Origin of the sequence: Streptomyces sp. NBC_00704 (assembly GCF_036226605.1) — a bacterium.
Classification (GTDB): domain Bacteria; phylum Actinomycetota; class Actinomycetes; order Streptomycetales; family Streptomycetaceae; genus Streptomyces.
The window spans coordinates 3,785,598-3,807,834 of the sequence record NZ_CP109000.1; the positions used below are offsets into that span (position 1 = coordinate 3,785,598).

Annotated in this window: 26 protein-coding genes and 1 pseudogene; 9 read left to right on the top strand and 18 right to left on the bottom strand. The window is 72.1% G+C overall.

Annotated features, from left to right (window positions below; translation table 11 throughout):
• Positions 1-167: 167 nt before the first annotated feature.
• On the bottom strand, positions 168-926 hold the full coding sequence (locus OG802_RS16450) for an HAD family hydrolase (protein WP_329411311.1): 759 nt from the start codon (positions 924-926) through the stop codon (positions 168-170).
• Positions 926-1,804, bottom strand: coding sequence for a winged helix-turn-helix domain-containing protein (locus tag OG802_RS16455; RefSeq protein ID WP_329411313.1), 879 nt, complete (start codon positions 1,802-1,804; stop codon positions 926-928). The genes OG802_RS16450 and OG802_RS16455 overlap by 1 nt, the downstream gene beginning before the upstream one ends.
• A gap of 153 nt (positions 1,805-1,957) precedes the next feature.
• On the opposite strand from OG802_RS16455, the gene OG802_RS16460 reads away from it, so the two are divergent.
• Positions 1,958-2,152 (top strand): hypothetical protein, encoded by a 195-nt coding sequence (locus tag OG802_RS16460; RefSeq protein WP_329411314.1) that lies wholly within the window; start codon positions 1,958-1,960, stop codon positions 2,150-2,152.
• Here OG802_RS16460 and OG802_RS16465 read toward each other — a convergent pair.
• The gene (locus tag OG802_RS16465) at positions 2,142-3,047 is read right to left on the bottom strand and encodes a winged helix-turn-helix domain-containing protein (protein ID WP_329411316.1); all 906 of its coding nucleotides are present in this window, start codon (positions 3,045-3,047) and stop codon (positions 2,142-2,144) included. The two genes, OG802_RS16460 and OG802_RS16465, sit on opposite strands and share 11 nt — an antisense overlap.
• 429 nt (positions 3,048-3,476) lie before the next feature.
• On the bottom strand, positions 3,477-4,043 hold the full coding sequence (locus tag OG802_RS16470) for an RsiG family protein (RefSeq protein ID WP_329411317.1): 567 nt from the start codon (positions 4,041-4,043) through the stop codon (positions 3,477-3,479).
• Positions 4,044-4,202: 159 nt separating this feature from the next.
• Between OG802_RS16470 and dtd the strand changes: the two genes are divergently transcribed.
• Positions 4,203-4,628: a D-aminoacyl-tRNA deacylase gene (gene dtd, locus OG802_RS16475; RefSeq protein ID WP_329411319.1), complete on the top strand. Its 426-nt coding sequence runs from the start codon at positions 4,203-4,205 to the stop codon at positions 4,626-4,628.
• A gap of 85 nt (positions 4,629-4,713) precedes the next feature.
• Here the strand turns inward: dtd and ygfZ are convergent, their stop codons facing one another.
• The 6 genes from ygfZ to OG802_RS16505 all read right to left on the bottom strand — a co-directional run bounded on the left by ygfZ (position 4,714) and on the right by OG802_RS16505 (position 9,752).
• Positions 4,714-5,679: a CAF17-like 4Fe-4S cluster assembly/insertion protein YgfZ gene (gene ygfZ / locus OG802_RS16480; RefSeq protein ID WP_329411321.1), complete on the bottom strand. Its 966-nt coding sequence runs from the start codon at positions 5,677-5,679 to the stop codon at positions 4,714-4,716.
• Positions 5,680-5,689: 10 nt separating this feature from the next.
• Positions 5,690-6,259, bottom strand: coding sequence for a Fur family transcriptional regulator (locus tag OG802_RS16485; RefSeq protein ID WP_443055257.1), 570 nt, complete (start codon positions 6,257-6,259; stop codon positions 5,690-5,692).
• A gap of 16 nt (positions 6,260-6,275) precedes the next feature.
• Positions 6,276-6,851, bottom strand: coding sequence for an FABP family protein (locus OG802_RS16490; protein WP_329411323.1), 576 nt, complete (start codon positions 6,849-6,851; stop codon positions 6,276-6,278).
• A gap of 245 nt (positions 6,852-7,096) precedes the next feature.
• Positions 7,097-8,029 carry a hypothetical protein gene (locus tag OG802_RS16495; protein WP_329411325.1) on the bottom strand — a complete coding sequence of 311 codons (933 nt, stop codon included), beginning with the start codon at positions 8,027-8,029 and terminating at the stop codon, positions 7,097-7,099.
• Positions 8,026-8,991 carry a hypothetical protein gene (locus OG802_RS16500; RefSeq protein ID WP_329411327.1) on the bottom strand — a complete coding sequence of 322 codons (966 nt, stop codon included), beginning with the start codon at positions 8,989-8,991 and terminating at the stop codon, positions 8,026-8,028. Before OG802_RS16500 ends, OG802_RS16495 begins: the two co-directional genes overlap by 4 nt.
• The gene (locus OG802_RS16505; RefSeq protein WP_329411329.1) at positions 8,988-9,752 is read right to left on the bottom strand and encodes a hypothetical protein; all 765 of its coding nucleotides are present in this window, start codon (positions 9,750-9,752) and stop codon (positions 8,988-8,990) included. The genes OG802_RS16500 and OG802_RS16505 overlap by 4 nt, the downstream gene beginning before the upstream one ends.
• A gap of 101 nt (positions 9,753-9,853) precedes the next feature.
• On the opposite strand from OG802_RS16505, the gene OG802_RS16510 reads away from it, so the two are divergent.
• Positions 9,854-10,216 (top strand): DsrE family protein, encoded by a 363-nt coding sequence (locus OG802_RS16510; protein ID WP_329411331.1) that lies wholly within the window; start codon positions 9,854-9,856, stop codon positions 10,214-10,216.
• A 41-nt stretch (positions 10,217-10,257) separates the two neighbouring features.
• Here OG802_RS16510 and OG802_RS16515 read toward each other — a convergent pair whose 3' ends face one another.
• The 8 genes and pseudogenes from OG802_RS16515 to OG802_RS16545 all read right to left on the bottom strand — a co-directional run bounded on the left by OG802_RS16515 (position 10,258) and on the right by OG802_RS16545 (position 16,064).
• Positions 10,258-10,530 (bottom strand): DUF3099 domain-containing protein, encoded by a 273-nt coding sequence (locus OG802_RS16515; RefSeq protein ID WP_329411333.1) that lies wholly within the window; start codon positions 10,528-10,530, stop codon positions 10,258-10,260.
• Between the two features lie 79 nt (positions 10,531-10,609).
• Positions 10,610-10,897 carry a DUF1416 domain-containing protein gene (locus OG802_RS16520; RefSeq protein ID WP_266825316.1) on the bottom strand — a complete coding sequence of 96 codons (288 nt, stop codon included), beginning with the start codon at positions 10,895-10,897 and terminating at the stop codon, positions 10,610-10,612.
• A gap of 78 nt (positions 10,898-10,975) precedes the next feature.
• Positions 10,976-11,815, bottom strand: a complete 840-nt coding sequence (locus OG802_RS16525; RefSeq protein ID WP_329411335.1) for a sulfurtransferase — start codon at positions 11,813-11,815, stop codon at positions 10,976-10,978.
• 143 nt (positions 11,816-11,958) lie between these two features.
• Positions 11,959-12,042: an Ms5788A family Cys-rich leader peptide gene (locus OG802_RS35960; RefSeq protein WP_350818853.1), complete on the bottom strand. Its 84-nt coding sequence runs from the start codon at positions 12,040-12,042 to the stop codon at positions 11,959-11,961.
• Between the two features lie 241 nt (positions 12,043-12,283).
• Positions 12,284-13,021, bottom strand: coding sequence for an LmeA family phospholipid-binding protein (locus OG802_RS16530; RefSeq protein WP_329411337.1), 738 nt, complete (start codon positions 13,019-13,021; stop codon positions 12,284-12,286).
• Positions 13,022-13,202: 181 nt separating this feature from the next.
• Positions 13,203-14,552 (bottom strand): hypothetical protein, encoded by a 1,350-nt coding sequence (locus OG802_RS16535; protein ID WP_329417126.1) that lies wholly within the window; start codon positions 14,550-14,552, stop codon positions 13,203-13,205.
• 301 nt (positions 14,553-14,853) lie between these two features.
• Entirely contained in the window at positions 14,854-15,108 is a 255-nt protein-coding gene (locus OG802_RS16540) for a MoaD/ThiS family protein (RefSeq protein ID WP_329411339.1), read from the bottom strand.
• 67 nt (positions 15,109-15,175) lie between these two features.
• Positions 15,176-16,064, bottom strand: a pseudogene (locus OG802_RS16545) (alpha/beta hydrolase).
• Between the two features lie 231 nt (positions 16,065-16,295).
• Here OG802_RS16545 and OG802_RS16550 point away from each other — a divergent pair.
• From OG802_RS16550 to OG802_RS16575, 6 genes are all read left to right on the top strand, one after another.
• Positions 16,296-17,084 carry a response regulator transcription factor gene (locus tag OG802_RS16550; RefSeq protein WP_329411341.1) on the top strand — a complete coding sequence of 263 codons (789 nt, stop codon included), beginning with the start codon at positions 16,296-16,298 and terminating at the stop codon, positions 17,082-17,084.
• A gap of 104 nt (positions 17,085-17,188) precedes the next feature.
• Positions 17,189-18,235: a LacI family DNA-binding transcriptional regulator gene (locus OG802_RS16555; protein ID WP_329411342.1), complete on the top strand. Its 1,047-nt coding sequence runs from the start codon at positions 17,189-17,191 to the stop codon at positions 18,233-18,235.
• 179 nt (positions 18,236-18,414) lie between these two features.
• Positions 18,415-19,596: a S1C family serine protease gene (locus OG802_RS16560; RefSeq protein ID WP_329411343.1), complete on the top strand. Its 1,182-nt coding sequence runs from the start codon at positions 18,415-18,417 to the stop codon at positions 19,594-19,596.
• Positions 19,597-19,627: 31 nt separating this feature from the next.
• Positions 19,628-19,840: a hypothetical protein gene (locus OG802_RS16565; RefSeq protein ID WP_329411345.1), complete on the top strand. Its 213-nt coding sequence runs from the start codon at positions 19,628-19,630 to the stop codon at positions 19,838-19,840.
• A 150-nt stretch (positions 19,841-19,990) separates the two neighbouring features.
• Positions 19,991-20,728 (top strand): response regulator transcription factor, encoded by a 738-nt coding sequence (locus tag OG802_RS16570; RefSeq protein ID WP_329411347.1) that lies wholly within the window; start codon positions 19,991-19,993, stop codon positions 20,726-20,728.
• Positions 20,725-22,203 (top strand): sensor histidine kinase, encoded by a 1,479-nt coding sequence (locus tag OG802_RS16575; RefSeq protein WP_329411349.1) that lies wholly within the window; start codon positions 20,725-20,727, stop codon positions 22,201-22,203. The genes OG802_RS16570 and OG802_RS16575 overlap by 4 nt, the downstream gene beginning before the upstream one ends.
• The last annotated feature ends 34 nt before the right edge of the window (positions 22,204-22,237 follow it).

Here is a 22,237-nt window from a genome sequence, read left to right on the forward strand (position 1 = left end):
CATGCTAGCGCAGCCGGAACGGCTGACAGGGCGAGATGGGTGGAGACGGGGTCGAGCCGCGCCTGCCGGGTCCGCGCGAACCCGCCCCCGGCGCCCCCGCCCCGGCACCCACACCCCCGGAGCCCCCGCCCCCGGCCCTCACACCCCCGGTGTCCCCGTCCCGGCGCTCACGCCCCCGTGTTCAGTCGTCTGAACGCCTCCAGGACGGGCTCCAGGGTCGACACCACCCGGGTCGCGCCCGCTCCCCGGAGCAGTTTCTCCTTGCGCTCGTTGCGCGCGTAGCCGAGGAAGGGGACGCCCGCCTCCTGTGCGGCCAGGAAGTCCGAGGGGGTGTCGCCGATCATCAGGGCGGTGCCGGGGGCCGAACCCGTGGCGCGCAGGGCGAGGTTGAGGCAGTGCGGATGCGGTTTGAGGTGGTGCAGTTCCTGGGTGCGGCCGTAGACGTGGGGGGCGAAGCAGGAGGTGAGACCGCGGGTCGCCAGGTAGGTGGTGACGACCTGCGGGGAGTTGTTCGTGGTGATCGCCAGCCGCAGGTCCAGGGCGGTGAGGGTGCGTATCAGCGGGTCGGCGTACGGGGTGGGCATCGCCGTGGCCGTGGCTCTCAGCTCCTCCTGGGTGAGACGTTCCTCCAGCTCGGCGACCAGGTCGCTGCCGGGACGGAGACGGTCCACGGCGCGCAGGACGACCTGCGGGTCCAGCGACTCCCGCTCGCTCTCCGTCAGCAGGTGGTGCAGGCCCCGGCCTTCGAGCCACTCCACCAGTCCGTCGGCAACGCTCTCCGCCGAGTGCCCGGCGAACAGACGGCAGATCGGTCCGTCGAAGTCCCACAGGACGACGCGCGCGCCCCTGATCGCTTCCCGCAAGTCCGCCGCCTCGGTCTCGGTGTCGGGGGTCGAGTGCTGGGTCTGCTGCGTTTCAGAAGTCACTAGGAGAGTGTCAGGTCCGTGGTGATGGTTTCCCAGAGGGCGTCGAACCACTTCTGGGATTCCTCCACGAACGCGGCGTCGCGCTGACCGGCCGCCTTCTCGAAGGAGAAGAGCAGCGACTCGGTGCCGAGGACGTCGTACATGTCGAGGGTGCCGGTGTCGGTGGACTCCTCGCGCCGGGTGACCATGTAGTACGCCATCAGCGCCTCCTGGCCGTTGAGGAGGTACAGCTTCACCGGCGGCGTGAACGGCAGCGCGCGGAACGTGATGCTGACGTCGATGCCGTGCGAGCGCAGCGTCTGGAGGTTGTGGCGCAGGACGTGCCCCTGGGCGTTGCGCATGGCCAGCCAGCGCTGGTGGACGGGGTCGTCGTCGCCGCGGCCGTCGACCGGGACCGGGAAGGCGAGGCTGATGTCCCGGGACGGCAGAAGGATGCGGACGTCGATGCCGGCGGGCTTCAACTGGCCGCCGTGGATCAGCCGGAGGGGCTCGCCCAGGGCCGGGATGAGACTCTCGGCGGTGAGGCAGGCGGCGTCGATGCGCACGTGCGGGACGGAGAAGGCCGCGGTCAGGCGGGGCGCCAGACCGACCATGGTGGGCTGGGGCTCCTCGGGGCCCGTGACCGGCGGCTCCGCGATGCGGGGCGGGCTGCCCTTGCTGACGCCGGCGAGCAGCCCGTCGTCCTGGAGTGCCCGCAGCGCCTGGCGCACCGCGCCGCGCTCCACGCCGAACTCGTCGGCCAGCTCCGCCTGGGTGGGCAGCCGGTCGCCGGCCCTGAGATCCCCGACGCGGATCCGCTCGCGCAGGACGTCGGCGATCTCCTGCGGAGAGAGCCTTCTGCCGCCGTTCACTGCCACGTTCTCCTGGGTCACGACCAAACGCTACAACTCCGATCCATCTGACGGGAGTTGTTTGAAAGTTGTTTAGCAGTTGCTGCCAAGTGGGGACAACATAGTCATAGTTGGTTACCAACTTGAGCGAGTTGGCGGAAGGTTTGCCTCCCGCTCCCACTCTGGAAGGGGGGAACCACCATGCCCGTCCTCGTCCTCCTCGGCGCCGTCTTCGTCGTCGGCGTCGAGCAGACCATCCAGTGGAAGTACGGCACCACCGGCGCCGTCGGCCTGCTCCTGCTCAGCGTGGGCGTCAAGGCCAAGAGCCCCGCCCTCAGCACGGTCGGCGCGGTGATCCTCGCCCTCCTCGCCACCGGGCCCGCCGTCAGCTCGTGAGGACCAGCTCCGAGCTGATCGTGTCCCACAGCGCGTCGAACCACCGGCGCGACTGGTCGACGAACGTCGTGTCACGCGGCCCTGCGCCCCGCTCGAAGGCGAACAGCACCGACCGCGTGCCCTCGGCGTCGTACATGTCCATGTTCTCCTGGCCCACCGTCTGCTCCCCCCGCTGGACCGTGTAGTAGGCGAACAGCGCCTCCGTCCCGTTGAGCAGGTACAGCTTGACGGGCGGGGTGAAGGGCAGCGCCCGGAAGGTGACGTGCACGTCGATGCCGTGCGTGGAACGCAGCGTGAGCAGGTTGTGCCGCAGCACCTGGCCCTGGGCGTTGCGGTGGGCCAGCCAGCGGCGTTGCAGCCGGCCGGTGGCCGAGGCGTCGACCGGCGACGGGAAGGCGAGGTCGATGTCCCGGGAGGGCAACAGGACACGGACGTCGATCTTGGCCGGTTTCAGCTGCCCGGCGTGGATCTGCCGCACCGGCTCGCCGATCGCGGCGGTCAGCGAGACCGCGGTCAGACAGAGGGCGTCGACCTGCACGTGCTCGGCCGCGAAGGCCGCGGTCACGCGGGGCGGCAGGCCCGCCATGGAGGGCTGCGGCGCCCCCGGGCCCGCCGGGACTCCGGGCGGGCCCGGCTGCCCCGCGACCGTCGCCGGGCTCCCCTTGGAGACGTTGGTCAGCAGCCGCTCCGACTGCAGGATGCGCAGGGCCTTGCGCACGGCGCCGCGGTCGACGCCGAACTCGTCCGCGAGCCGGGCCTGCGTGGGCATGCGCTGCCCCGGCCGCAGCACACCGGAGGCGATGCGGGCGCGCAGCTCGTCGGCCACCTCGCGGTGGGAGCGCCGCGACGGCTCCGCCGCCCTCCGCCCCTTGACGGAGGCATTTTCCGTCTCCACGTCCGCACAGTACAACTTCCCGCCATCTTTGGGCAGTTCAAAGGCAGATGGTTATAGGACGCTTCCAAGCGGACATAACTACAGAGAAGTTGGCTGCCAACTTCAACAACGTGGTCGAACTTCCAGACGGTTGGCCGGTCGGGCTTCCTTCCGGAGGGGAGCCGGGAGCCCGAGCACACGGCGCCGACGTACAGCCACAACTGAACACCGCCCGCACAGCCACAACTGAACAGCACCCGCACAGTCACAACTTCACAGCGAACGCACCACCACAACCGAACAGCTTCAGCTACGGACGGACCACCTGTCCACCCCGCCGAGAGGAGCCGTCGTCAGCACAGGTCCGGGCGCCCGGGACACCCCGGCCCCGGCGTTCGCGGCAGGGCGTCGACCCCCGGGCGGCGCCCTCTCGTACGTCCGCCCCCGCCCTCACACCAGCAGGTCCTCGACCTGCGCCTCTCCCTCCCGGTAACGCCGCGTGATCTCCGCGCCCGACTCGTCGGCCGTACGCTGCAACCGCTGACGCCGACTGGAGACCTGCTGCTCGTAGCGGACCAGCCGCCCCATCGCCTCGTGCAGCTCGGGATCGGTGCGCGCGTCCAGATCCGACAGCTCGACGTCTGCCAGCATGTCCGCCGCCAGCCGCCGGTACTCCTCGCTGTGCGGCGTGCCCAGCGTGACGTGCCGCGCCGAGGAGCGGTGCCGGGCCGGGGCGTCGGTCAGGATCTCCGACAGCCGCTCCACCACGGACGCCGCACCCGACGGCGAACGCCGCGCCAGTTCCGCGCGCAGAATGTCGATCCGGCCCTGCAACAGCCGCCGCACATAGCTGAGATCGGCCTCGTCGCGCTGGGCGTCCCGGCGCAGGGTGCGCAGTTCGGGCAGGCTCAGCCGGCCCAGTTCGTGCTCCAAAGGCTCGACGGGCAGCACGCTGCCGTCGCTGCGCTGTGCGGGCGGCCGGTGTGTGACGGGCCGCCCGGTACTCGGTGTGCTCATATGCCTCAACCGTCCCCTCGACCGGCGTGTGGAAAGCATCGTGCCACCCCAAGTGGCCGCTTTGTGACCGAGTCCCCCCGAACGGCCCCAGACAGGGGCTTAAGGATCAAAAATGGGCCCCGCGCGAGGACCGGCCGCCCACCCGGCATCATGGTCCGCATGCGAGCGGTGGTGCAGAGGGTGGACGGCGCGAGCGTCGTCGTGGACGGCGAGACGGTCGGCGGGATCAGCGGCGAGGGCCTGTGCGTCCTGGTCGGCGTGACCCACGAGGACACGAAGGAGACGGCGGACCGGCTCGCCCGCAAGCTGTGGTCGCTGCGCGTGCTGCACGACGAGAGGTCGTGCAGCGACATCGACGCCCCGCTGCTGGTCGTCAGCCAGTTCACGCTGTACGGGGACGCCCGCAAGGGCCGCCGCCCCACCTGGAACGCGGCCGCCCCCGGCCCGGTCGCCGAGCCCCTCGTCGACGAGGTCGTCGCCCGGCTGCGCGCCCTGGGCGCGACGGTCGCCACCGGCAGGTTCGGCGCGCAGATGCGCGTCTCCCTGACCAACGACGGCCCCTTCACCGTCCTGCTCGAGATGTAGCGCCGGAGGCCGAGGGCGGCCGGGGACCGTCCGCCGGATCGAAGAAAAGCCCGGTCGCTCCGGTCGGCTCGGTCGCCCTCCGGTCCTACGGCTCGACCACGACCTCCTGGGCGGCCGCCGTCGTGTCCGCCATCAGGGGGGCGTCGAGCGGCACGTTGCGCTTCACCAGGGCCAGCGCCACCGGGCCCAGCTCGTGGTGGCGGGCGGACGTGGTGATGAAGCCGATCTTGCGGCCGTCGGGATCCTCGTCGCGGACGCGGAGCTGGGTGCCGGCGGGCGGCAGATGCACCTCGCTGCCGTCCAGGTGCAGGAAGACCAGACGGCGGGGCGGCTTGCCCAGGTTCTGCACCCGCGCGACCGTCTCCTGCCCGCGGTAGCAGCCCTTCTGCAGGTGCACGGCCGTGCCGATCCAGCCCAGTTCGTGCGGGATCGTGCGGTGGTCCGTCTCGAAGCCGAGGCGCGGGCGGTGCTGCTCGACGCGCAGGGCCTCGTGGGCGAGGATCCCGGCCGGGGGGCCGGCCTGCGCCGCGAACGGCTCCAGGTCGGCGCGCGGCAGGAACAGATCACGGCCGTACGCCGTCTCACGGACGACGACGCCGTCCGGCACGGGCGTGATCGACCCGGCCGGGAGATACACCACCGCGGTGTCCGCCGTACGGTCGGCGACCTCGACCCGGTAGAAGAACTTCATCGACTCCAGGTAGGCGAGCAGCGCCTCCTGGGTTCCGGGCTCGACGTGGGCCCAGACCGTCGCGCCGTCGTCCACCAGGTACAGCGCGTGCTCGATGTGACCGTGCGCGGACAGGATCAGCGCCTCGGTGGCCTGGCCGGCCGCGAGGTCGGTGACGTGCTGGGTGAGCAGAAGGTGCAGCCAGCTCAGCCGGTCCTCGCCGGAGACGGTGACGACCCCGCGGTGCGAGAGGTCGACGAAACCGGCGCCGTCGGCCAGCGCGCGCTGCTCACGGAACAGGTCGCCGTAGTGACCGGCGACGTCTTCGTCCACGCCCTCGGCGGGGACGGCGCCGGGCAGGGACAGCAGAGGGCTCTTCATGGGGCCAAGCCTACGACTCGGTGATCGAACCCCTGGCAGCCGAACCCCCGACCGAACCGCCCCCCGCCCCGGCGCCCGCCCCGGCCCGCGATCCGGCGCCCGCCGCAGCCCGCGATCCGGTGCTCGATCCGGCGCCGGCGCCCTTCCCGGCGGAGCCCTGGGCGCAGTCCCGGCAGCGGCCGAAGATCGCGAAGTGCTTCATGTCCGTCTCGAAGCCGAACGTCTCGCGCAGCTTGGCCGTGAACTCGGCGGCCACCTGCACGTCCGCCTCGATGACGTCGTCGCAGTCGCGGCAGACCAGGTGGATGTGGTGATGGCGGTCGGCCAGATGGTAGGTCGGCGCGCCGTGCCCCAGATGCGCGTGGCTGACCAGCCCGAGCTCCTCGAGCAGCTCCAGCGTGCGGTACACGGTCGAAATGTTGACCCCCGACGCCGTCTTCCTCACTTCCACGAGGATGGCGTCGGGGGTCGCGTGCTCCAGGGTGTCCACGGCTTCCAGGACAAGCTGGCGCTGCGGCGTCAGCCGGTAGCCGCGCTGCCGCAGGTCGCTCTTCCAGTCAGTGCTTTCAGTGCTCACCACACCCAAGAGTCTAGGACTACTTGAAGAAGGCGATCCCGTCGTCCGGCATGTCGTCGGGGAGGGCCTTCGCCCAGCGTTCGACGTCCTCGGGGGTGACGACCTTCTTCAGCTGGGCCGACATGTAGGGGCGCAGCTCGACCTCGGGGGTCTGCTTCTCGCCGACCCACATGAGGTCGCTCTTGACGTAGCCGTACAGACGCTTGCCGCCGGTGTACGGGCCGGAGGCGGCCGTGCGGGCCACCGCGTCCGTGACCAGGTCGATCTGCGGCTTCTTGTCGGCCAGCTCGCCGTACCAGATCTCGACGACGCCGTCGTCGCGGACCATCGTCACCTCGACCTTGCGGTCGGCGTCGATGCGCCAGAAGCCGGACTCCGACTCCAGGGGGCGGACCTTCTCGCCGTCCTTGTCCAGGACCCAGGTGCGGGAGTGGTACTCCAGGAAGTCCCGGCCGTCGTGGCCGAAGGTGACCTCCTGCCCGAAGTTGCACTTCTCCGAACCCGGGAAGTCGTGCACGCCGGCGCCCGCCCAGCTGCCGAGCAGGAAGGCGAGGGGGACGAGGTCCTTGTGGAGGTCGGACGGAATCTCGATCATGAGTGGCAGTTCCTGGACTGGTAGGTCAGCGCTGGCCCTGGTACAGCTTCTTCACGGTCAGACCGGCGAAGGCGAGGACGCCGACGCAGACCAGGACCAGCAGGGATTCGAAGAAGATCTCCACGGGGGCTCCTCGGATGAGCGTGCTTCGGGGTGCGTACGACTCGGGACACGTACGACAGGGCCGGGCCCCAGCTTACGCGGCCGGGCCCCGGCCCTCCCTGCGAGGTACGCCCTGGCGGCCCTCAGTTCAGCAGCCGGCTCTGCAGGGCCACGGTCTGCTGGAACGGCACGGCCGCCGCGACGCCCTTGCGGGACTGAAGGACGAGGGCGACGACGTCGCCGGCGTGCAGATAGGCCTGCCGCACGTGCTGCGCGCCGTACGGCTTCACCTCGTCGTAGGCCTGGCGCGTGACGTTCCTGGCATCGGCGGCGACCGGGAAGTCGTCGTCGAACCTCGTCTCGGCGGCGCCGCGGACCGCGTACACGGGACCGTTGAACGAGGTGAGCTCGGCGTACACGCGCGCGGCCATCGCGTCCGTGGGGAACTGGAGCAGGTAGACGCCGGTCCGGGTGCCGTCCGCGGTGGTCCAGCCCCGGGCCGCGATGTGCCGCAGTCCGGTGTCGACGAGTTCCTGTCCGACGTCGGCGCGGTCGTCCTTCTTCTCCAGCACCGGAAGGAAGTCCTTCGCCGCGAGCCAGCCGTCGTCGCCGAGCAGTGACGGGTCCTGGGTCGCGCCCTCGGGCGCGGGCACTCGCAGCGCACGCAGGTCCGCGTGGTGCACGAGGCCCGGGTTCTCCGTGGCGAACGGGGACGGGCTGCCGGAGGGCAGCGGCGCTCCCGTGAGCTCGGGGTAGTCCCAGCGACCGTCCGAGGCGGTGGCGAGACCGGGCAGGTCCGTGCGTTCCATGCGGGTGATCCCGTAGGCCGTCCCGACCCCCAGCGCGGCGAAGACGGTGACGACGGCGGTCCAGCGCAGGACGGCCCGCAGCGCACGGCGGTCCTTGGGGGCAGGGGCCGGGGCGTCGGGGGCGGGGGTCTCGCCGGGTGCGGCGGCCGCCGCGGGCTGCGGGGTCTCGTTCCCGTCGGCGCCGTCCGTCGGTTCGGGCCGCGGTCGCGGGTCCTCGGACGGTTCCGGCGCCTGCTGGGGCTGCGGTGCGGTGCGCTCGGTGGTCATACGGCCTGTCCCGGGTCGTCGATGCGGTCGAGTTGTGCGGCGAAGAACTTGGCGACGAACGCGCCGTCGATCGGGTCGGGGGCCGCCGCTGAGACGCTGACCAGGACGTCTCCCATGGCGGCCGTGCAGAGCGCCGCCGCCACGTGCTTCTTCTTGCCCTTGGGGCTGAGGAAGCACCGTGCGTCCGGGTGACCCTCGATCTTCGGCCCCTTGCGGAAGACGTCCATGGCGGCGACGAAGCCGTTGAAGCTCGTCGCCGAGCGGCGCACGGCGGCCCGGCTCTCCAGCCGCGAGAGCGTGACGTCGAAGACGAAGCGGCTCGACTCGCCCTCGTCCGGCCGGACCGCGGTGTAGCTGCGCATCGCCATGCCCTTGACGCGCTCCTTGTCGATCAGATTCTCCAGTTTCCGCCGAGAGGCGCTCGGCATGTCCTTGACCGCCTCCTTGCGCAGGGCCGTGGCCTGCGCACCGCTCAGCTCAGCGTCGGAGCCGAACTCCGCCCGGTCCGGACCGCGCTGGTAGCCGTCGGCGCCGAACGGCAGCATCAGCGCGCTCAGTCCCCGCGGGGCTGCGCCCGCGCCCGCCTTGGGACCGCCCTCGGCGGGGGTGTCGGGAAGCTTCCAGGTGGGCCTGCCGGGCGCGCGGTCGGCGTCCTGGACGGTCACGGCGGTGTAGCCGGCGCCGCCCAGCACCGCGCAGGCCAGCAGCACGGATCCGGCCACGGCCACGAGACGGCCGGGTCGACGCGCTCCGACGGGCTCTGCGGCGGCGGGTTCGGGGACATCGGGACCGGCGTCGGCAGGCTCGGGGACCACGGGAACGGTGCCGGCACGGCCGGCCACAGCCGCGGGAACCTCGGGAGTCCCGGAGGTCTCGGAGATCTCGGAGATCTCGGAGATCTCGCTGGTCTCGCTGGTCTCGCTGGTCTCGCTGGTCTCGCTGGTCTCGCTGGTCTCGCTCACAGCATTCCCACCTGTCGCGCGGCCAGGTCCATGATCTTCGCCTTCGGTATCGGCTTGCTGTCGTAGACGCGGATCTCCACGTAGACGTCCCCGCGCCAGGCGTGTGCCTCGGCCGAGTACATCGGGAGGTAACCGGGCTTCCGTTCGGGGGTGTCGTGTACGTACGCCATCCCGTTGCCCTCCCCGGTGCCGGGGACGGGCCAGCTGCGGGTGTCGTCCTCGTCCTCCGCCCAGTGCCGGCCGTTGTCCGCCCACTGCGCCGCCGCCGGACCGTTCTCCTGGCGGAACTGCACGAGCTTGATCATCACGTGGTAGGTCTCGCCCACCGTCCACGAGGTCGTGGCGGCCCGGCGGAACTCGTCGTCGGTCAGATCGTTGAAGGCCCCGATCGGCTTCTCGTAGTACTCGGCGTAGGTGGCCAGGTCGACCCAGCCGTCGGCGCCCAGCGCGGACTGGTGGGCCTTCGCTCCCCTGGGGCGCTTGACGAGCAGCTTGCGCAGGTCGCCGTCCATCTTGACCTGGTGGTCCCGCGCCGCCGACAGCGGTTCGACCTCGCCCTCGGCCGGTCCGACGACCGGCTGGGACAGCGACGGCAGCGCGGTGGGCGCGCGGCCGGCCTGGATCACGTATCCGGTGCAGACGCCGGCGACGATCCCGAGCACGGCCGCCCCGGCGATCATCAGCGTCGTACGGCCACGGGGCCGGGGGCCGGGGCGAGCGCTCACCGGCTCGGCCTCGTCGACCCTTTCCGGACCTTCCACGACATCCCCCTCAGAAGTGTGTAGCGCGCATGCGTCGCGCGTCGCACAGGAGACCCGTGGTGATCACCGCCAGTTGTAAGGGAGTTGATTACGATTCAGTCATGGCGAAGAAGCTCGTGATCAAGGTGACGGCGGGGGCGGACGCTCCCGAACGGTGCTCGCAGGCGTTCACGGTGGCGGCGGTGGCGGTGGCCAGTGGCGTCGAGGTGTCGCTGTGGCTGACCGGGGAGTCCGCGTGGTTCGCGCTGCCGGGGCGGGCCGCCGAGTTCGAGCTGCCGCACGCGGCCCCGCTGCCCGACCTGATCGACTCGGTGCTGGCCGGCGGCCGTCTCACGCTGTGCACCCAGTGCGCGGCCCGCCGGGACATCACGGAGAAGGACGTCATCGAGGGGGTGCGGATCGCCGGCGCCCAGGTGTTCGTGCAGGAGGCGCTGGCCGACGAGACGCAGGCGCTGGTGTACTAGCGGCGCCCGACGCCCGGTGTCAGGGGGGCGCGGCCGGGTGGTCAGGGGTGGTCGCGGGGGCGGCGGTGCTTGCCGTCCAGCTCGTCCCACCACTCGTCGGACTTGGGGTCGCCCGAGGGGTCGTCCCACCAGCGGTCGTCGGGGCCGCGCCGGTTGGCGACCATCGCGGCGACCGGCGGGATGAGCATGGCCACGACGCACATGCCGACGGCCGCCGGCACCGACCAGAGGCGTACGACGGCCCAGGCCAGCACGAACAGCGCGATGCAGGTGCCCATCATCGCGAAGTACACGTGCCGTCGGCGGGCCAGCATGCCTCCAGGGTAGGCCGGGACACGGCGAAGGGCCGCGTCCCGGGCGTCCAACCCGTGGGACACGGCCCTCGCCGGTCGGTCAGACCGCGATCGCGACCTCCGCGAGGCCGCCCTGCTGGGCGACGACGGTGCGGTCGGCGGTGCCGCCGGGGACGAGGGCGCGCAGGGTCCAGGTGCCCTCGGCCGCGTAGAAGCGGAACTGCCCGGTGGCGGAGGTCGGGACCTCCGCGGTGAACTCGCCGGTCGAGTCCAGCAGGCGGACGTAACCGACCACCGGCTCGCCGTCCCGGGTCACCTGACCCTGGATGGTGGTCTCACCGGGCTTGATCGTCGAGGCGTCCGGGCCGCCGGCCTTCGCTCCACACATGTGCTTCTCCAGAGATGTCTGACCGGAAGGCCGGTCGGGTTCGCTTCTTGTCCGTTCGCCCGCTGGGGCGCGGCCTGGTTACTTGTTGGCGCCGAGCTCGATCGGGACGCCGACGAGGGAGCCGTACTCGGTCCAGGAGCCGTCGTAGTTCTTGACGTTCTCCACGCCCAGCAGCTCGTGCAGCACGAACCAGGTCAGGGCCGAGCGCTCGCCGATGCGGCAGTACGCGATGGTGTCCTTGGCCAGGTCGACCTGCTCGTCGGCGTAGAGCGCCTTGAGCTCGTCGTCCGACTTGAAGGTGCCGTCGTCGTTGGCGTTCTTCGACCACGGGATGTTGCGGGCGGACGGGACGTGGCCCGGACGCTGCGACTGCTCCTGCGGCAGGTGCGCGGGGGCGAGCAGCTTGCCGCTGAACTCGTCGGGCGAGCGGACGTCGACCAGGTTCTGCGAACCGATGGCCGCCACGACGTCGTCGCGGAAGGCGCGGATGTCCTTGTTCTGCGGCTTGGCCTGGTAGGAGGTCTCGGGGCGCTCGGGCACCTCTTCGACCAGCTCGCGGGCGTCCAGCTCCCACTTCTTGCGGCCGCCGTCGAGAAGCTTGACGTTCTCGTGGCCGTAGAGCTTGAAGTACCAGTAGGCGTAGGAGGCGAACCAGTTGTTGTTGCCGCCGTAGAGGATCACCAGCGTGTCGTTGGCGATGCCCTTCGCGGACAGGAGCTTCTCGAAGCCCTGCTGGTCGACGAAGTCACGGCGGACCGGGTCCTGGAGGTCCTTGGTCCAGTCGATCCGGATCGCGTTCCTGATGTGGTTCTTCTCGTACGCGGACGTGTCCTCGTCGACCTCGACGATGGCGATGTCGGCGTTGTCGAGGTTGGCCTCGACCCAGTCGGCGTCGACCAGGACGTCGCTGCGGCTCATGCTTGTTCTCCTCCGGGGCAGTTACGGCGGGGGCGTGCAAGAAAAAGAGAGGGTGCGCGGCCGGGGCTCGCCGGCGGGCGGCGCGCACGGATGCCCTCGGTTCGAGGGCGCCGGGAGGCGCGGAAGGCCGGCGGCGCTTCCGCTCAGAAGGGGCGACAGAGCATGGCGGCGACGCGGCACAGGTCTACTGCCCGCCGCTTCGTGAGATCCGCCTGTCGCTGCATCATGACGTCGATCGTAGGGACGGACAGGCGGCCATGTCACCAACGCTCCGCATAGTGAGACGCGATCGTCCGCATGCCGGGACGCAGAAAGCGCCCGGGCCGTGGGGACACGGGTTCCGGGCGCTTGTATCGGTCGTCACAGTTGAGGGGCGGACGGCCCCGTCTCGCCTGTCGGACGTTCGCCGTCCAGGACGGTGAGCGGCCCCCGTCCGGGGCCGACCGCGAGGGGCCGGGTCGGTCGGTTCTACCCGGCCAGCCTGACGTTCGAACCCTTCACCGTGATGTCCACGCCGTTCTGCGCGGCGACCACCTTGTCGAGCTTGATGCCGCCGGGGAGGTCGTCGATCTTCTGCTGGAAGTCGGTGATCGAGCGCACCTCGTTCTCGGCGGCCCGGACCCCGCCGAAGCTGGGCAGCGAGTCGGCGTGCACGCGGACGGTGTCGCCCTCGACGGTGACCGTGCTGAGCACGTAGACGGGCTGCGGCAGCCTGGTGCCGAGCACGGTGGCCTGGACGGCGACCTTGATCTTGCCGTTGCCGCCGTCGGAGAGGCCGATCACGTTGGCGGTGACGCCCCGGACCACCTGCGTCGGCTCGGACTTGGCCGTCTTCAGCAGCTCGGCGTACGTGATGGACGCGGTGCCGGTGGCGCTGGCGGCGGTGGCGGAGCTGTAGTCGCCGGAGAACTCGACGCCCTTCATGTCCGCCTGGAGGTCGTCGATGCGGATGGTCCGGCCGCCGGTGCCGGTGGCCGCCTCGTAGTCGCTGATGCCGATCTCGACGTCGTCCAGCGAGCCGCCCACCACCTGGGTGAGGAACGGGAAGCCTTTGATGGACACGTCCGGCGTGGCGGCCAGGCCCTCGCGGGCCTTGACCTTGTCGGCGACCTCGCCCTCCGCGAAGTTCACGGCGAGGCGGTCCGCGAGCACGAACAGGCCGCCCAGGACCACGACGACGACCAGCAGTATTCGAAGCGCACGCATGCGGCAGTTCCCCCACCCGGATGGCCTGAACGGTTCACGGTCACCGGTCCACGGCCGGTCCACCAGGACCGGCCGGTTCTCGCTGACAACGGTTCAAGGTAACCCGGCACGTGCTGGAGGCCGCCGAATTGTCGATCAGCTGTGACAGACCCCGCACGGCCCCGCCCCGCGCGCGGCCGCCCTACGCCAGCGCCCGTCCCAGCACGTACACCGCCGGGGCCGCGGCGGCCAGCGGCAGGGCGACGCCCGCCGTGAAGTGCACGAAACGGGAGGGGTAGTCGTAGCTCGCGACCCGGTGGCCGATGAGCGCGCAGACCGCCGCGCCCGCGCCGAGCAGCGCGCCGCCGGCGCCCAGTCCGGTCATCCGGCCGACGGCGATGCCCGCGCCGGCCGCGGCCAGCAGCGCCACCACGACGGAGGCCGGGGTGGGCAGCGGCAGCGCACGGGCCAGTACGGCGACGGCCACCGCGGCCGCGCCGACCGTCACCGCGTCCGGCTCGGCGCCGAGGTGGCCGGTGGCGAGGACGGCCAGGGCGGAGGACGCGACGGTCGCCATCAGCCCGTACATGCGCTCGTCGGGGTCGGCGTGCGAACGCAGTTGCAGGACCAGGCAGAGCAGCACCCAGACCCCGAGGGTGCCCAGGATCGCGGCGGGCGCGTGCTCGCGACCGGCCGCGAGGAGGACGACGTCCGAGACCAGCGCGCCGAGGAAGGCGAGCGCGATGCCCTGCCGGGCCGGCCACATGCCGTTCAGCCGGAACCAGCCCGCCGCCGTGACGGCCTGGAGCGCCACGAGCGGCACGACGAGGGCGTAGGAGCCGATCGCGGCCGTGCCGGACAGGAGCAGGCCGAGGAGCGCGGTGAGCGCGGCGGGCTGCATGCCCGGCTCGATGATCGGCGAGCGTCCTTCCAGGCGGGCCCGCTGGGCGTCGGTGACGCGGGCGTTGCCCGCGAGGGTGGCGGGCCCGTAGGTGGGGCCGGAGGTCGGGGAGTCCGCGGCCGGCGCGGCGGCCTCCTGGCGCGGGGCCGGGGCCTGCCGGCCGGCGCCCGCGGAGCCGTACTCCGGCGGCAGCGGCGCGGCGGCCGACGGGACGCCGTACGCCGGGGCGTGCCCCTGCCCCTGCCCCTGCCCGTGCCCGTGATCCTGACCGTGGCCGTGATCCTGACCGTGGGCGTGGGCGGGACCGCGGCCGTGACCGGTGTCGCCGCCGTACGCGAACGCGCCGTCGTGGGCCGGGGCGACGCCGTACCCGGAGGAGTCCGTGCGGGCCGCGGCGACGCCGTACGCCGGGTCGTCCCCGTACCCGGACTGCGGGTCGTTCCCGTACCCGGACTGCGGGTCGTTCCCGTACCCGGGCTGCGGGTCGTTCCCGTAGGGGGACTGCGGGTCCCCGTATGAGGGGGACCGGTCCCCGTAGGGGGGCTGCGGGTTCCCGTAGGAGGCGTGCGGGTTCCCGTACGCCGGGCCGTCGTCGCCGCGGGCCGGGGGAGGCGTGCGGGACGGGTCGGCCGCGGTGACCGGCTGCTGCACGCTGGTCTCCCAGGTCTGGCCCTGCCACTGCTGGGTGTGCTGGAGGTGGGCCTGCGGGTCGTCGTACCCCTGCTGCTGCCCGGGCCACGCCTGCTGGGCCTGCTGCTGGTGGGAGTGCTGGGGCTGTCGGCGGGCGTGCGGGTCGTGACCCTCGTAGCCCTCGTAACCCTCGTGGCTCTCGCGGACCGCGCGGCTCTCGTCGCCCCCGTGACCGTCGTGGCCCTGGTGGCCCTGGTGGCCTTCGTAGCCCGGGTGGGGGCGGTCTCCCTGATAAGAGGCGTCGTACGGCTGGTCGGTCATCTCACCCTCCTGCGAACGGCGGGAGCACCTCGACCGTGCCGCCGTCGGCCAGCCGTACCGTCTCATGTGCGCGGGTGCCCACGGGGTCACCGTCGACGAGGAACGAGCATCGTTGCAGGACACGCACGAGTTCGCCGGGGTGTCGCTCCCGCGCGGCGGCGAGCGCCTCGGCGAGCGTGGCCGCGTCGTGCGGCTCCTCGGCGACTCCGGCCGCGGCCTTGGCGGCCGCCCAGTAGCGCACCGTGACCTTTGCCATCTCGTTCCTCATGTCCGTTCGTCACTTCGCGTCTCGGTGGCCGGCGCGGTGGCCGGCAGGGCCCAGGCTAGCCCGCCCGTGCGACCGCCCGGTCCGCGATGCGGGCCAGGAGGCCGTCGTCGGCGGCGTGCGCCGCGTGGCCCGTGCCGTGCTCCAGCCGGAGTTCGCCGTGTCCGGCGGAGGCCTCGGCCGGCATGCGGGGGTGGTCGAGGGGGAGGTAGGCGTCCCGGTCGCCGTGGACGATCAGCAGCGGGGTGGGCGCGATCCCCGGCACCGGCTCGACGGGGGACGGCGGCACCGGGTCCCAGTCCCGGTGAGGGATGCGCGTGCGGAATCCGTAGCGGCCGACCAGCCGGCCGGCCGGGCGGGTGACCAGCCAGTGCAGGCGGCGCATGGGAGCCGTGCCGCGGTAGTACCAGCGGGCGGGCGCGCTCACCGAGACCACGGCGTCCACGGCCTCCCCGGGCAGGGCCGCGTGCCGCAGGACCACGGAGCCGCCCTCCCTCACTGCCTCAAGGGCGTGGGCGGTGCCCCCGGAAGCCGACGGTCACCACGCGCGTGTGCCCCGGCGAACGCGCCCGGGCGACGGCCGCGGCGAGGTCCAGCGCCTCGCGGTCGCCGACGGTGGAGCGTCCGCCCGAGCGGCCGTGCCCGCGGAAGGAGAAGGTGACGACGGCTCCGCGCCGGGCGAGGACGGCGGCCGCCCGCCGCAGGTGCGGGCGGTCCACGTCCCCCGTGAACCCGTGTGCGACGACGAACACCGGGCGGGAGGCGGCCGGCCCGGCCGCGTCGGCCGAATCCGCCGTTTCGTATACGGCCGCACCCGGTTCGTATACGGAATCGAGCGGAATCCCGTCGGCTGTGGTCAGAAACGTCCGCAATGGTGCGCACCCGCCCGTCTCGGCATGCGGACGAACCGTGGAACGCGCCACACGACCTGCCGGGCTCCTGCTCATGTGGGCTATTCTGCTGGACAGAGGACTCGGGCAGCGCAGCCCCCGGGTCCTTTCGTGCTTTCGGAAGCGTTGTATACGAAGTGGCGGCCGGGTGGGAAACACCAGGTGGCCGCGGGTGTACGGGCCCCGGGAACGCGAGCAGCGCCGCAACAGCCGCAGTGCCGCACGACTCCCCCACCGCCCCCGAGGCGCGGGAGAGCCCCACGCAGGGACCGAGGAGGAACCAGACAGATGAGTTCTCTGCTGCTCCTGACCAACGCTCTCCAGCCGTCGACGGAAGTGCTGCCGGCCCTCGGCCTGCTGCTGCACAACGTGCGGGTGGCCCCGGCGGAAGGCCCCGCCCTGGTCGACACCCCCGGCGCCGACGTCATCCTCGTCGACGGCCGCCGCGACCTGCCCCAGGTCCGCAGCCTGTGCCAGCTGCTGCGCTCCACGGGCCCGGGCTGTCCGCTCCTCCTGGTCGTGACCGAGGGCGGCCTCGCGGCCGTCACCGCCGACTGGGGCATCGACGACGTGCTGCTCGACACCGCCGGTCCGGCCGAGGTCGAGGCGCGGCTGCGGCTGGCCATGGGCCGCCAGCAGATCGTGGCCGACGACTCCCCGATGGAGATCCGCAACGGCGACCTGTCGGTGGACGAGGCGACCTACAGCGCGAAACTGAAGGGGCGGGTCCTGGACCTCACCTTCAAGGAGTTCGAGCTGCTGAAGTACCTCGCCCAGCACCCGGGCCGGGTGTTCACCCGCGCCCAGCTGCTCCAGGAGGTCTGGGGCTACGACTACTTCGGTGGCACCCGCACGGTCGACGTCCACGTGCGGCGTCTGCGCGCCAAGCTCGGCCCCGAGCACGAGTCGCTGATCGGAACGGTCCGCAACGTCGGTTACCGATTCGTTACCCCTGAGAAAGGGGAGCGGCAGAGCGACGAGACGAAGGCCGGGACGGACCGGTCCGGGCGGGCAAAGACGGAGGATGCGGACAACGCGGCGGCCCAGGACGCCGCCGAGGTCGCGGCGGACGCCTAGTACCCGCCGGTAGCCCCGCACCCGTCCGGACAGGGTGTTGCCCACGCTCTGAGAAGGTTTTGTCCGCCCTGCCCAGAGCGGGTCCATCCGCGTAGACTCCGCGCGTGGCAAAGGTGACTCGCGATGACGTGGCACGGCTGGCGGGGACTTCCACCGCGGTCGTCAGCTACGTGATCAACAACGGACCCCGGCCGGTCGCCCCGGCCACGCGCGAGCGTGTCCTCGCCGCCATCAAGGAGCTGGGGTACCGGCCCGACCGGGTCGCCCAGGCGATGGCGTCCCGGCGCACCGACCTCATAGGCCTGATCATCCCCGACGCCCGTCAGCCGTTCTTCGGCGAGATGGCGCACGCGGTCGAGCAGGCCGCCTCCGAGCGCGGGAAGATGGTGCTGGTCGGCAACACCGACTACGTCGCCGAGCGCGAGGTCCACTATCTGCGGGCGTTCCTCGGGATGCGGGTCTCCGGCCTGATCCTCGTCAGCCACGCGCTCAACGACCAGGCGGCCGCCGAGATCGACGCCTGGGACGCGCGCGTGGTGCTGCTGCACGAACGGCCCGAGGCCATCGACGACGTCGCCGTCGTCACCGACGACCTCGGCGGCGCCCAGCTCGCCGTACGCCACCTCCTGGAGCACGGCCACGCCTACGTGGCCTGTGTCGGCGGCACCGCCGAGACCCCCTCCGTCGGCGACCCGGTCTCCGACCACGTCGAGGGCTGGCGGCGGGCCATGGACGAGGCCGGCATCAGTACCGAGGGCCGCCTCTTCGAGGCGCCGTACAACCGCTACGACGCCTACCGCGTCTCCCTGGAACTGCTGTCCGGCCCCGACCGCCCCCCAGCCGTCTTCTGCTCCACCGACGACCAGGCCATCGGCCTGCTGCGCGCGGCGCGCGAGCTGCGCATCGACGTGCCCGGCGAGCTGGCGGTCATCGGCTTCGACGACATCAAGGAAGCGGCCCTCGCCGACCCGCCCATGACGACGATCGCATCGGACCGCTCGGCGATGGCCCGCGCCGCGGTCGACCTCGTCCTGGACGACGGTCTGCGGGTGGCCGGGTCGCGGCGCGAGCGGCTCAGGGTGTTCCCCTCCCGCCTGGTGGCCCGCCGCTCCTGCGGCTGCGAGCAGCCCGCGGCGGCGGTCCGTCCGTGATCCCGTCGGTGATCACCGTCGGTGATCCCGTCCGTGATCGGTCCGAGAGCCGTCTGAGAGGCGTCTGAGAGGCGGCGTCCCGCTGCCGGTTCGGCGTTCATGGCGGACATACGAGGTTCTGCTCCCGTTCTCAGGGAGCACTCAGCCGGCTCTCATGGTGAGGCGACACGCTTCTCTCCATGACCGAGAGCTTCCGCCGCAGCGGCGAGTACGAGAACCCGTACCAGGCCCCGTACGAGGGCGCCCGGCAGCACGCCTCCTCCCCCGCGTCTCCCGTGCCCCCCGCCCCGGTGAACCGGGAGTGGCCGCCCCCGCCGGCGTACCGGCCGGCCGCGCAGCCGCCGGTCGAGCCCACCGCCGTGTGGCAGACGCAGACCGCGGGCGGCGCGGGCGACGGGCACGGCGGGGATGACGGGCACGGCGGGGGCGCGGCCGCTCCGTTCGGCGCGACGGCCGCCGGGCCGACCCCGCCCGGCAGGAAGAAGCGCGCCCGCGGCCCGTTCGCGCTGCTCGCCGCCGTGGCGGTCGTGGCGGCCGCGATAGGCGGCGGCACGGCCTACGGCATCCAGGAGCTGACCGGCAAGGACACCGTGGTCTCGTCGTCCACCACCACCAGCGTGGTGCCGTCCGGCAAGACGGGTGACGTGGCCACCATCGCGGAGTCGGTCAGCCCGAGCGTCGTCGAGGTCGGCGCCACGCTCGCCAACGGGACCTCCACCGGCTCCGGCGTGATCATCACCGGCGACGGGGAGATCGTCACCAACAACCACGTCGTCGCGGGCGCGAACTCGATCAAGGTGACGACCAGCGACGGCAAGTCGTACACGGCCAAGGTCGTCGGCACCGACAGCAAGAAGGACCTCGCGCTGATCAAGCTGGTGAACGCCTCCGGACTCAAGGCGGCCACCCTGGGGAACTCCGACGGCGTCAAGGTCGGCGACACGGTCGTGGCGATCGGCTCGCCCGAGGGCCTGACCGGCACCGTCACCAGCGGCATCGTCTCCGCCCTGAACCGGGACGTGACCGTCTCCACGGGCGAGAACCAGGGTCAGCAGCAGCAAGGCGGCGGCGGGGACAACTGGCCGTTCCAGTTCGGCGGCCGGCAGTTCAACGGGGACACCGGCGAGTCCACCACGACGTACAAGGCGCTCCAGACGGACGCCTCCCTCAACCCCGGCAACTCCGGCGGCGCGCTGATCAACGCGGCGGGCGACATCATCGGCATCAACTCCGCGATGTACTCCGCCGCGGCGGACTCGTCCTCCTCCGACGCCGGCAGTGTCGGCCTCGGCTTCGCCATCCCGGTCAACACCGTCAAGGCCGACCTCGCCACGCTGCGGGCCGGCGGATCCGACAGCTGAACCCCTCACCGACCGAGCCAGGGAGCACGTCATGATCCAGCAGGTTCCGCACACGGTGACCGGTGTCGGCGCGGCCGACCTCGCCCTGGCCCTCGACGTGGCGTCCGCGCTGCACCCGCCGACGGCGGCCGGGCGGCGCGCGCCCGAGGTTGCGGCCCCGCAGCTGATGGGCCTGCGCACCACGGCCGCCCGCCCGCATCAGCGCAAGGTGCCGCTGAAGCGGCTCGCGGCGATGCGCGCCTGACCCCGCCCCCCGGCCTCGCCGCGGCCCGCCCCGCCCGGCCATGCCACGCCCTTCACGCACACCACGCGAACCGTGCGACGCTGAACGCGTCCGGCACGTTCAGCGGGACCGGCTTCCCGTCGTCCCACCACACCCGAGGAATCCACGCCCATGAGCCCCGCCGAAGGCGACCGCGAGACCCAGCGCATCCTGATCGTCGACGACGAGCCGGCGGTGCGCGAAGCACTCCAGCGCAGCCTCGCCTTCGAGGGCTACGGCACGGAGGTCGCCGTGGACGGCGCGGACGCGCTGGAGAAGGCGATCGCCTACCGCCCCGACCTGGTCGTGCTGGACATCCAGATGCCGCGCATGGACGGCCTGACGGCGGCCCGCCGCATCCGGGGCGCGGGCGACACCACCCCCATCCTGATGCTGACGGCCCGCGACACGGTCGGCGACCGGGTGACGGGACTGGACGCGGGCGCCGACGACTACCTCGTCAAGCCGTTCGAACTCGACGAGCTGTTCGCCCGGGTGCGGGCCCTGCTGCGGCGCAGTTCCTACGCGGCGTCGGCCGGCGCCGGGGCCCCGGCCGACGACGACGCCCTCGCCTTCGCCGACCTGCGCATGAACCTCGCGACCCGGGAGGTGACGCGCGGCGGACGCCCGGTCGAGCTGACCCGCACCGAGTTCACGCTGCTGGAGATGTTCCTCGCGCACCCGCGCCAGGTCCTCACCCGCGAGCAGATCCTCAAGGCGGTCTGGGGCTTCGACTTCGAGCCCTCCTCCAACTCGCTGGACGTGTACGTGATGTACCTGCGGCGCAAGACGGAGGCGGGCGGGGAACCACGCCTGGTGCACACCGTGCGGGGCGTGGGGTACGTGCTGCGGCAGGGCGGGGCCGAGTGAACGGGGTCGGACGGAGGTTCCGGGCCCTGCCCATCCGGGCCCGGCTGTCGCTGCTGGTCGCCGCCGCGGTGGCGTTCGCGGTGGCGGCGGTGTCGGTGACCTGCTGGTTCATCGTGCAGGGGAAGCTGTACGACCAGGTCGACCACGATCTTGAGAAGTCGCTGGGCATGCCGCGGCTTCAGGACCAGGCCGAGGCCGCGGTCAACAACTGCACCACGAAGACATCGCTGGACACCGGCAACGGGCCGCCGCGCAGCACCTACTACCAGGTGGTCACGGAGGACGGAAGGTCCTGCGTGACGCCGTACTCCGTCGGGTCTGTCAAGGTGACCGAGGCCGACCGGGACCTCATCAAGCAGGGAGACGACACCCACGGGAAGTTCCGCAACGGCACCGACTCGGAGGGCAACGACGTACGCGTCCTCACCCTGCCCGGACTCACGGTCGCCGACCCGTCCACGCAGAGCGCCTCCAACGCCGCCCTCCTCATCGCGCTCCCTCTGAAGAACACCCAGTCCACGCTCAACGACCTCGCCCTTCTGCTCCTCCTGGTCTCCGGGATCGGCGTCGTCGGCGCCGGCGCCGCCGGGCTCGCCGTCGCGCGGGCCGGCCTGCGGCCGCTCGACAAGCTCACCGAGGCCGTCGAGCACGTGGCCCGGACCGAGGACCTGACCGTGCGGATCCCCGTCGAGGAGGACGCCGAGGACGAGGTGGCCCGGCTCTCCCGCTCCTTCAACTCGATGACCGCCTCCCTCGCCGGCTCCCACGAACTCCAGCAGCAGCTGATCGCGGACGCCGGGCACGAGCTGCGCACCCCGCTGACCTCCCTGCGCACCAACATCGAGCTGCTCACCCGCAGCGAGGAGACGGGCCGTCCGATCCCCGAAGCGGACCGCAAGGCGCTGCTCGCCTCCGTGAAGGCGCAGATGACCGAGCTGGCCGCGCTCATCGGCGACCTTCAGGAGCTGTCCCGCTCCGACGACCAGCGCGGCGAGCGCGTGCAGGTGGTGTCCTTCGAGGACATCGTCGAGTCGGCGCTGCGCCGGGCCAGGCTGCGCGGTCCGGAGCTGACCATCACCGCCTCGCTGGAGCCCTGGTACACGCGGGCGGAGCCCGCCGCGCTGGAGCGTGCGGTGGTCAACGTCCTGGACAACGCGGTGAAGTTCAGCCCCGAGGGCGGCACGGTCGACGTGCGGCTCGCGGACGGCACGCTGACCGTGCGCGACCACGGCCCCGGCATCGCCGCCGACGAACTCCCCTACGTCTTCGACCGTTTCTGGCGCTCGCCCGGGGCCCGCGCCCTTCCCGGTTCGGGGCTCGGCCTGTCGATCGTCGCCCGCACGGTGGAGCAGGCCGGCGGCCAGGTCACCCTGGCCGGTGCGAACGGCGGCGGCACGGTGGCGACGCTCCGGCTGCCGGGCGCGCCCGTCCCTCCCCCGGACGAACCCCCCGCCGGCTCGCCGCAACTTCCCTAGAAGTCCGGCGAGTTCGGCAATCTCCGGCAACCTT

Bases quoted from the DNA above. Each gene is read 5' to 3' on its own strand.
- OG802_RS16460 (WP_329411314.1), top strand. From the start codon at position 1,958: ATGCCCGTCCTCGTCCTCCTCGGCGCCGTCTTCGTCGTCGGCGTCGAG.
- OG802_RS16470 (WP_329411317.1), bottom strand. From the start codon at position 4,043: ATGAGCACACCGAGTACCGGGCGGCCCGTCACACACCGGCCGCCCGCA.
- dtd (WP_329411319.1), top strand. From the start codon at position 4,203: ATGCGAGCGGTGGTGCAGAGGGTGGACGGCGCGAGCGTCGTCGTGGAC.
- ygfZ (WP_329411321.1), bottom strand. From the start codon at position 5,679: ATGAAGAGCCCTCTGCTGTCCCTGCCCGGCGCCGTCCCCGCCGAGGGC.
- OG802_RS16490 (WP_329411323.1), bottom strand. From the start codon at position 6,851: ATGATCGAGATTCCGTCCGACCTCCACAAGGACCTCGTCCCCCTCGCC.
- OG802_RS16495 (WP_329411325.1), bottom strand. From the start codon at position 8,029: ATGACCACCGAGCGCACCGCACCGCAGCCCCAGCAGGCGCCGGAACCG.
- OG802_RS16510 (WP_329411331.1), top strand. From the start codon at position 9,854: ATGGCGAAGAAGCTCGTGATCAAGGTGACGGCGGGGGCGGACGCTCCC.
- OG802_RS16515 (WP_329411333.1), bottom strand. From the start codon at position 10,530: ATGCTGGCCCGCCGACGGCACGTGTACTTCGCGATGATGGGCACCTGC.
- OG802_RS16520 (WP_266825316.1), bottom strand. From the start codon at position 10,897: ATGTGTGGAGCGAAGGCCGGCGGCCCGGACGCCTCGACGATCAAGCCC.
- OG802_RS16525 (WP_329411335.1), bottom strand. From the start codon at position 11,815: ATGAGCCGCAGCGACGTCCTGGTCGACGCCGACTGGGTCGAGGCCAAC.
- OG802_RS35960 (WP_350818853.1), bottom strand. From the start codon at position 12,042: ATGATGCAGCGACAGGCGGATCTCACGAAGCGGCGGGCAGTAGACCTG.
- OG802_RS16530 (WP_329411337.1), bottom strand. From the start codon at position 13,021: ATGCGTGCGCTTCGAATACTGCTGGTCGTCGTCGTGGTCCTGGGCGGC.
- OG802_RS16540 (WP_329411339.1), bottom strand. From the start codon at position 15,108: ATGGCAAAGGTCACGGTGCGCTACTGGGCGGCCGCCAAGGCCGCGGCC.
- OG802_RS16550 (WP_329411341.1), top strand. From the start codon at position 16,296: ATGAGTTCTCTGCTGCTCCTGACCAACGCTCTCCAGCCGTCGACGGAA.
- OG802_RS16560 (WP_329411343.1), top strand. From the start codon at position 18,415: ATGACCGAGAGCTTCCGCCGCAGCGGCGAGTACGAGAACCCGTACCAG.
- OG802_RS16565 (WP_329411345.1), top strand. From the start codon at position 19,628: ATGATCCAGCAGGTTCCGCACACGGTGACCGGTGTCGGCGCGGCCGAC.
- OG802_RS16570 (WP_329411347.1), top strand. From the start codon at position 19,991: ATGAGCCCCGCCGAAGGCGACCGCGAGACCCAGCGCATCCTGATCGTC.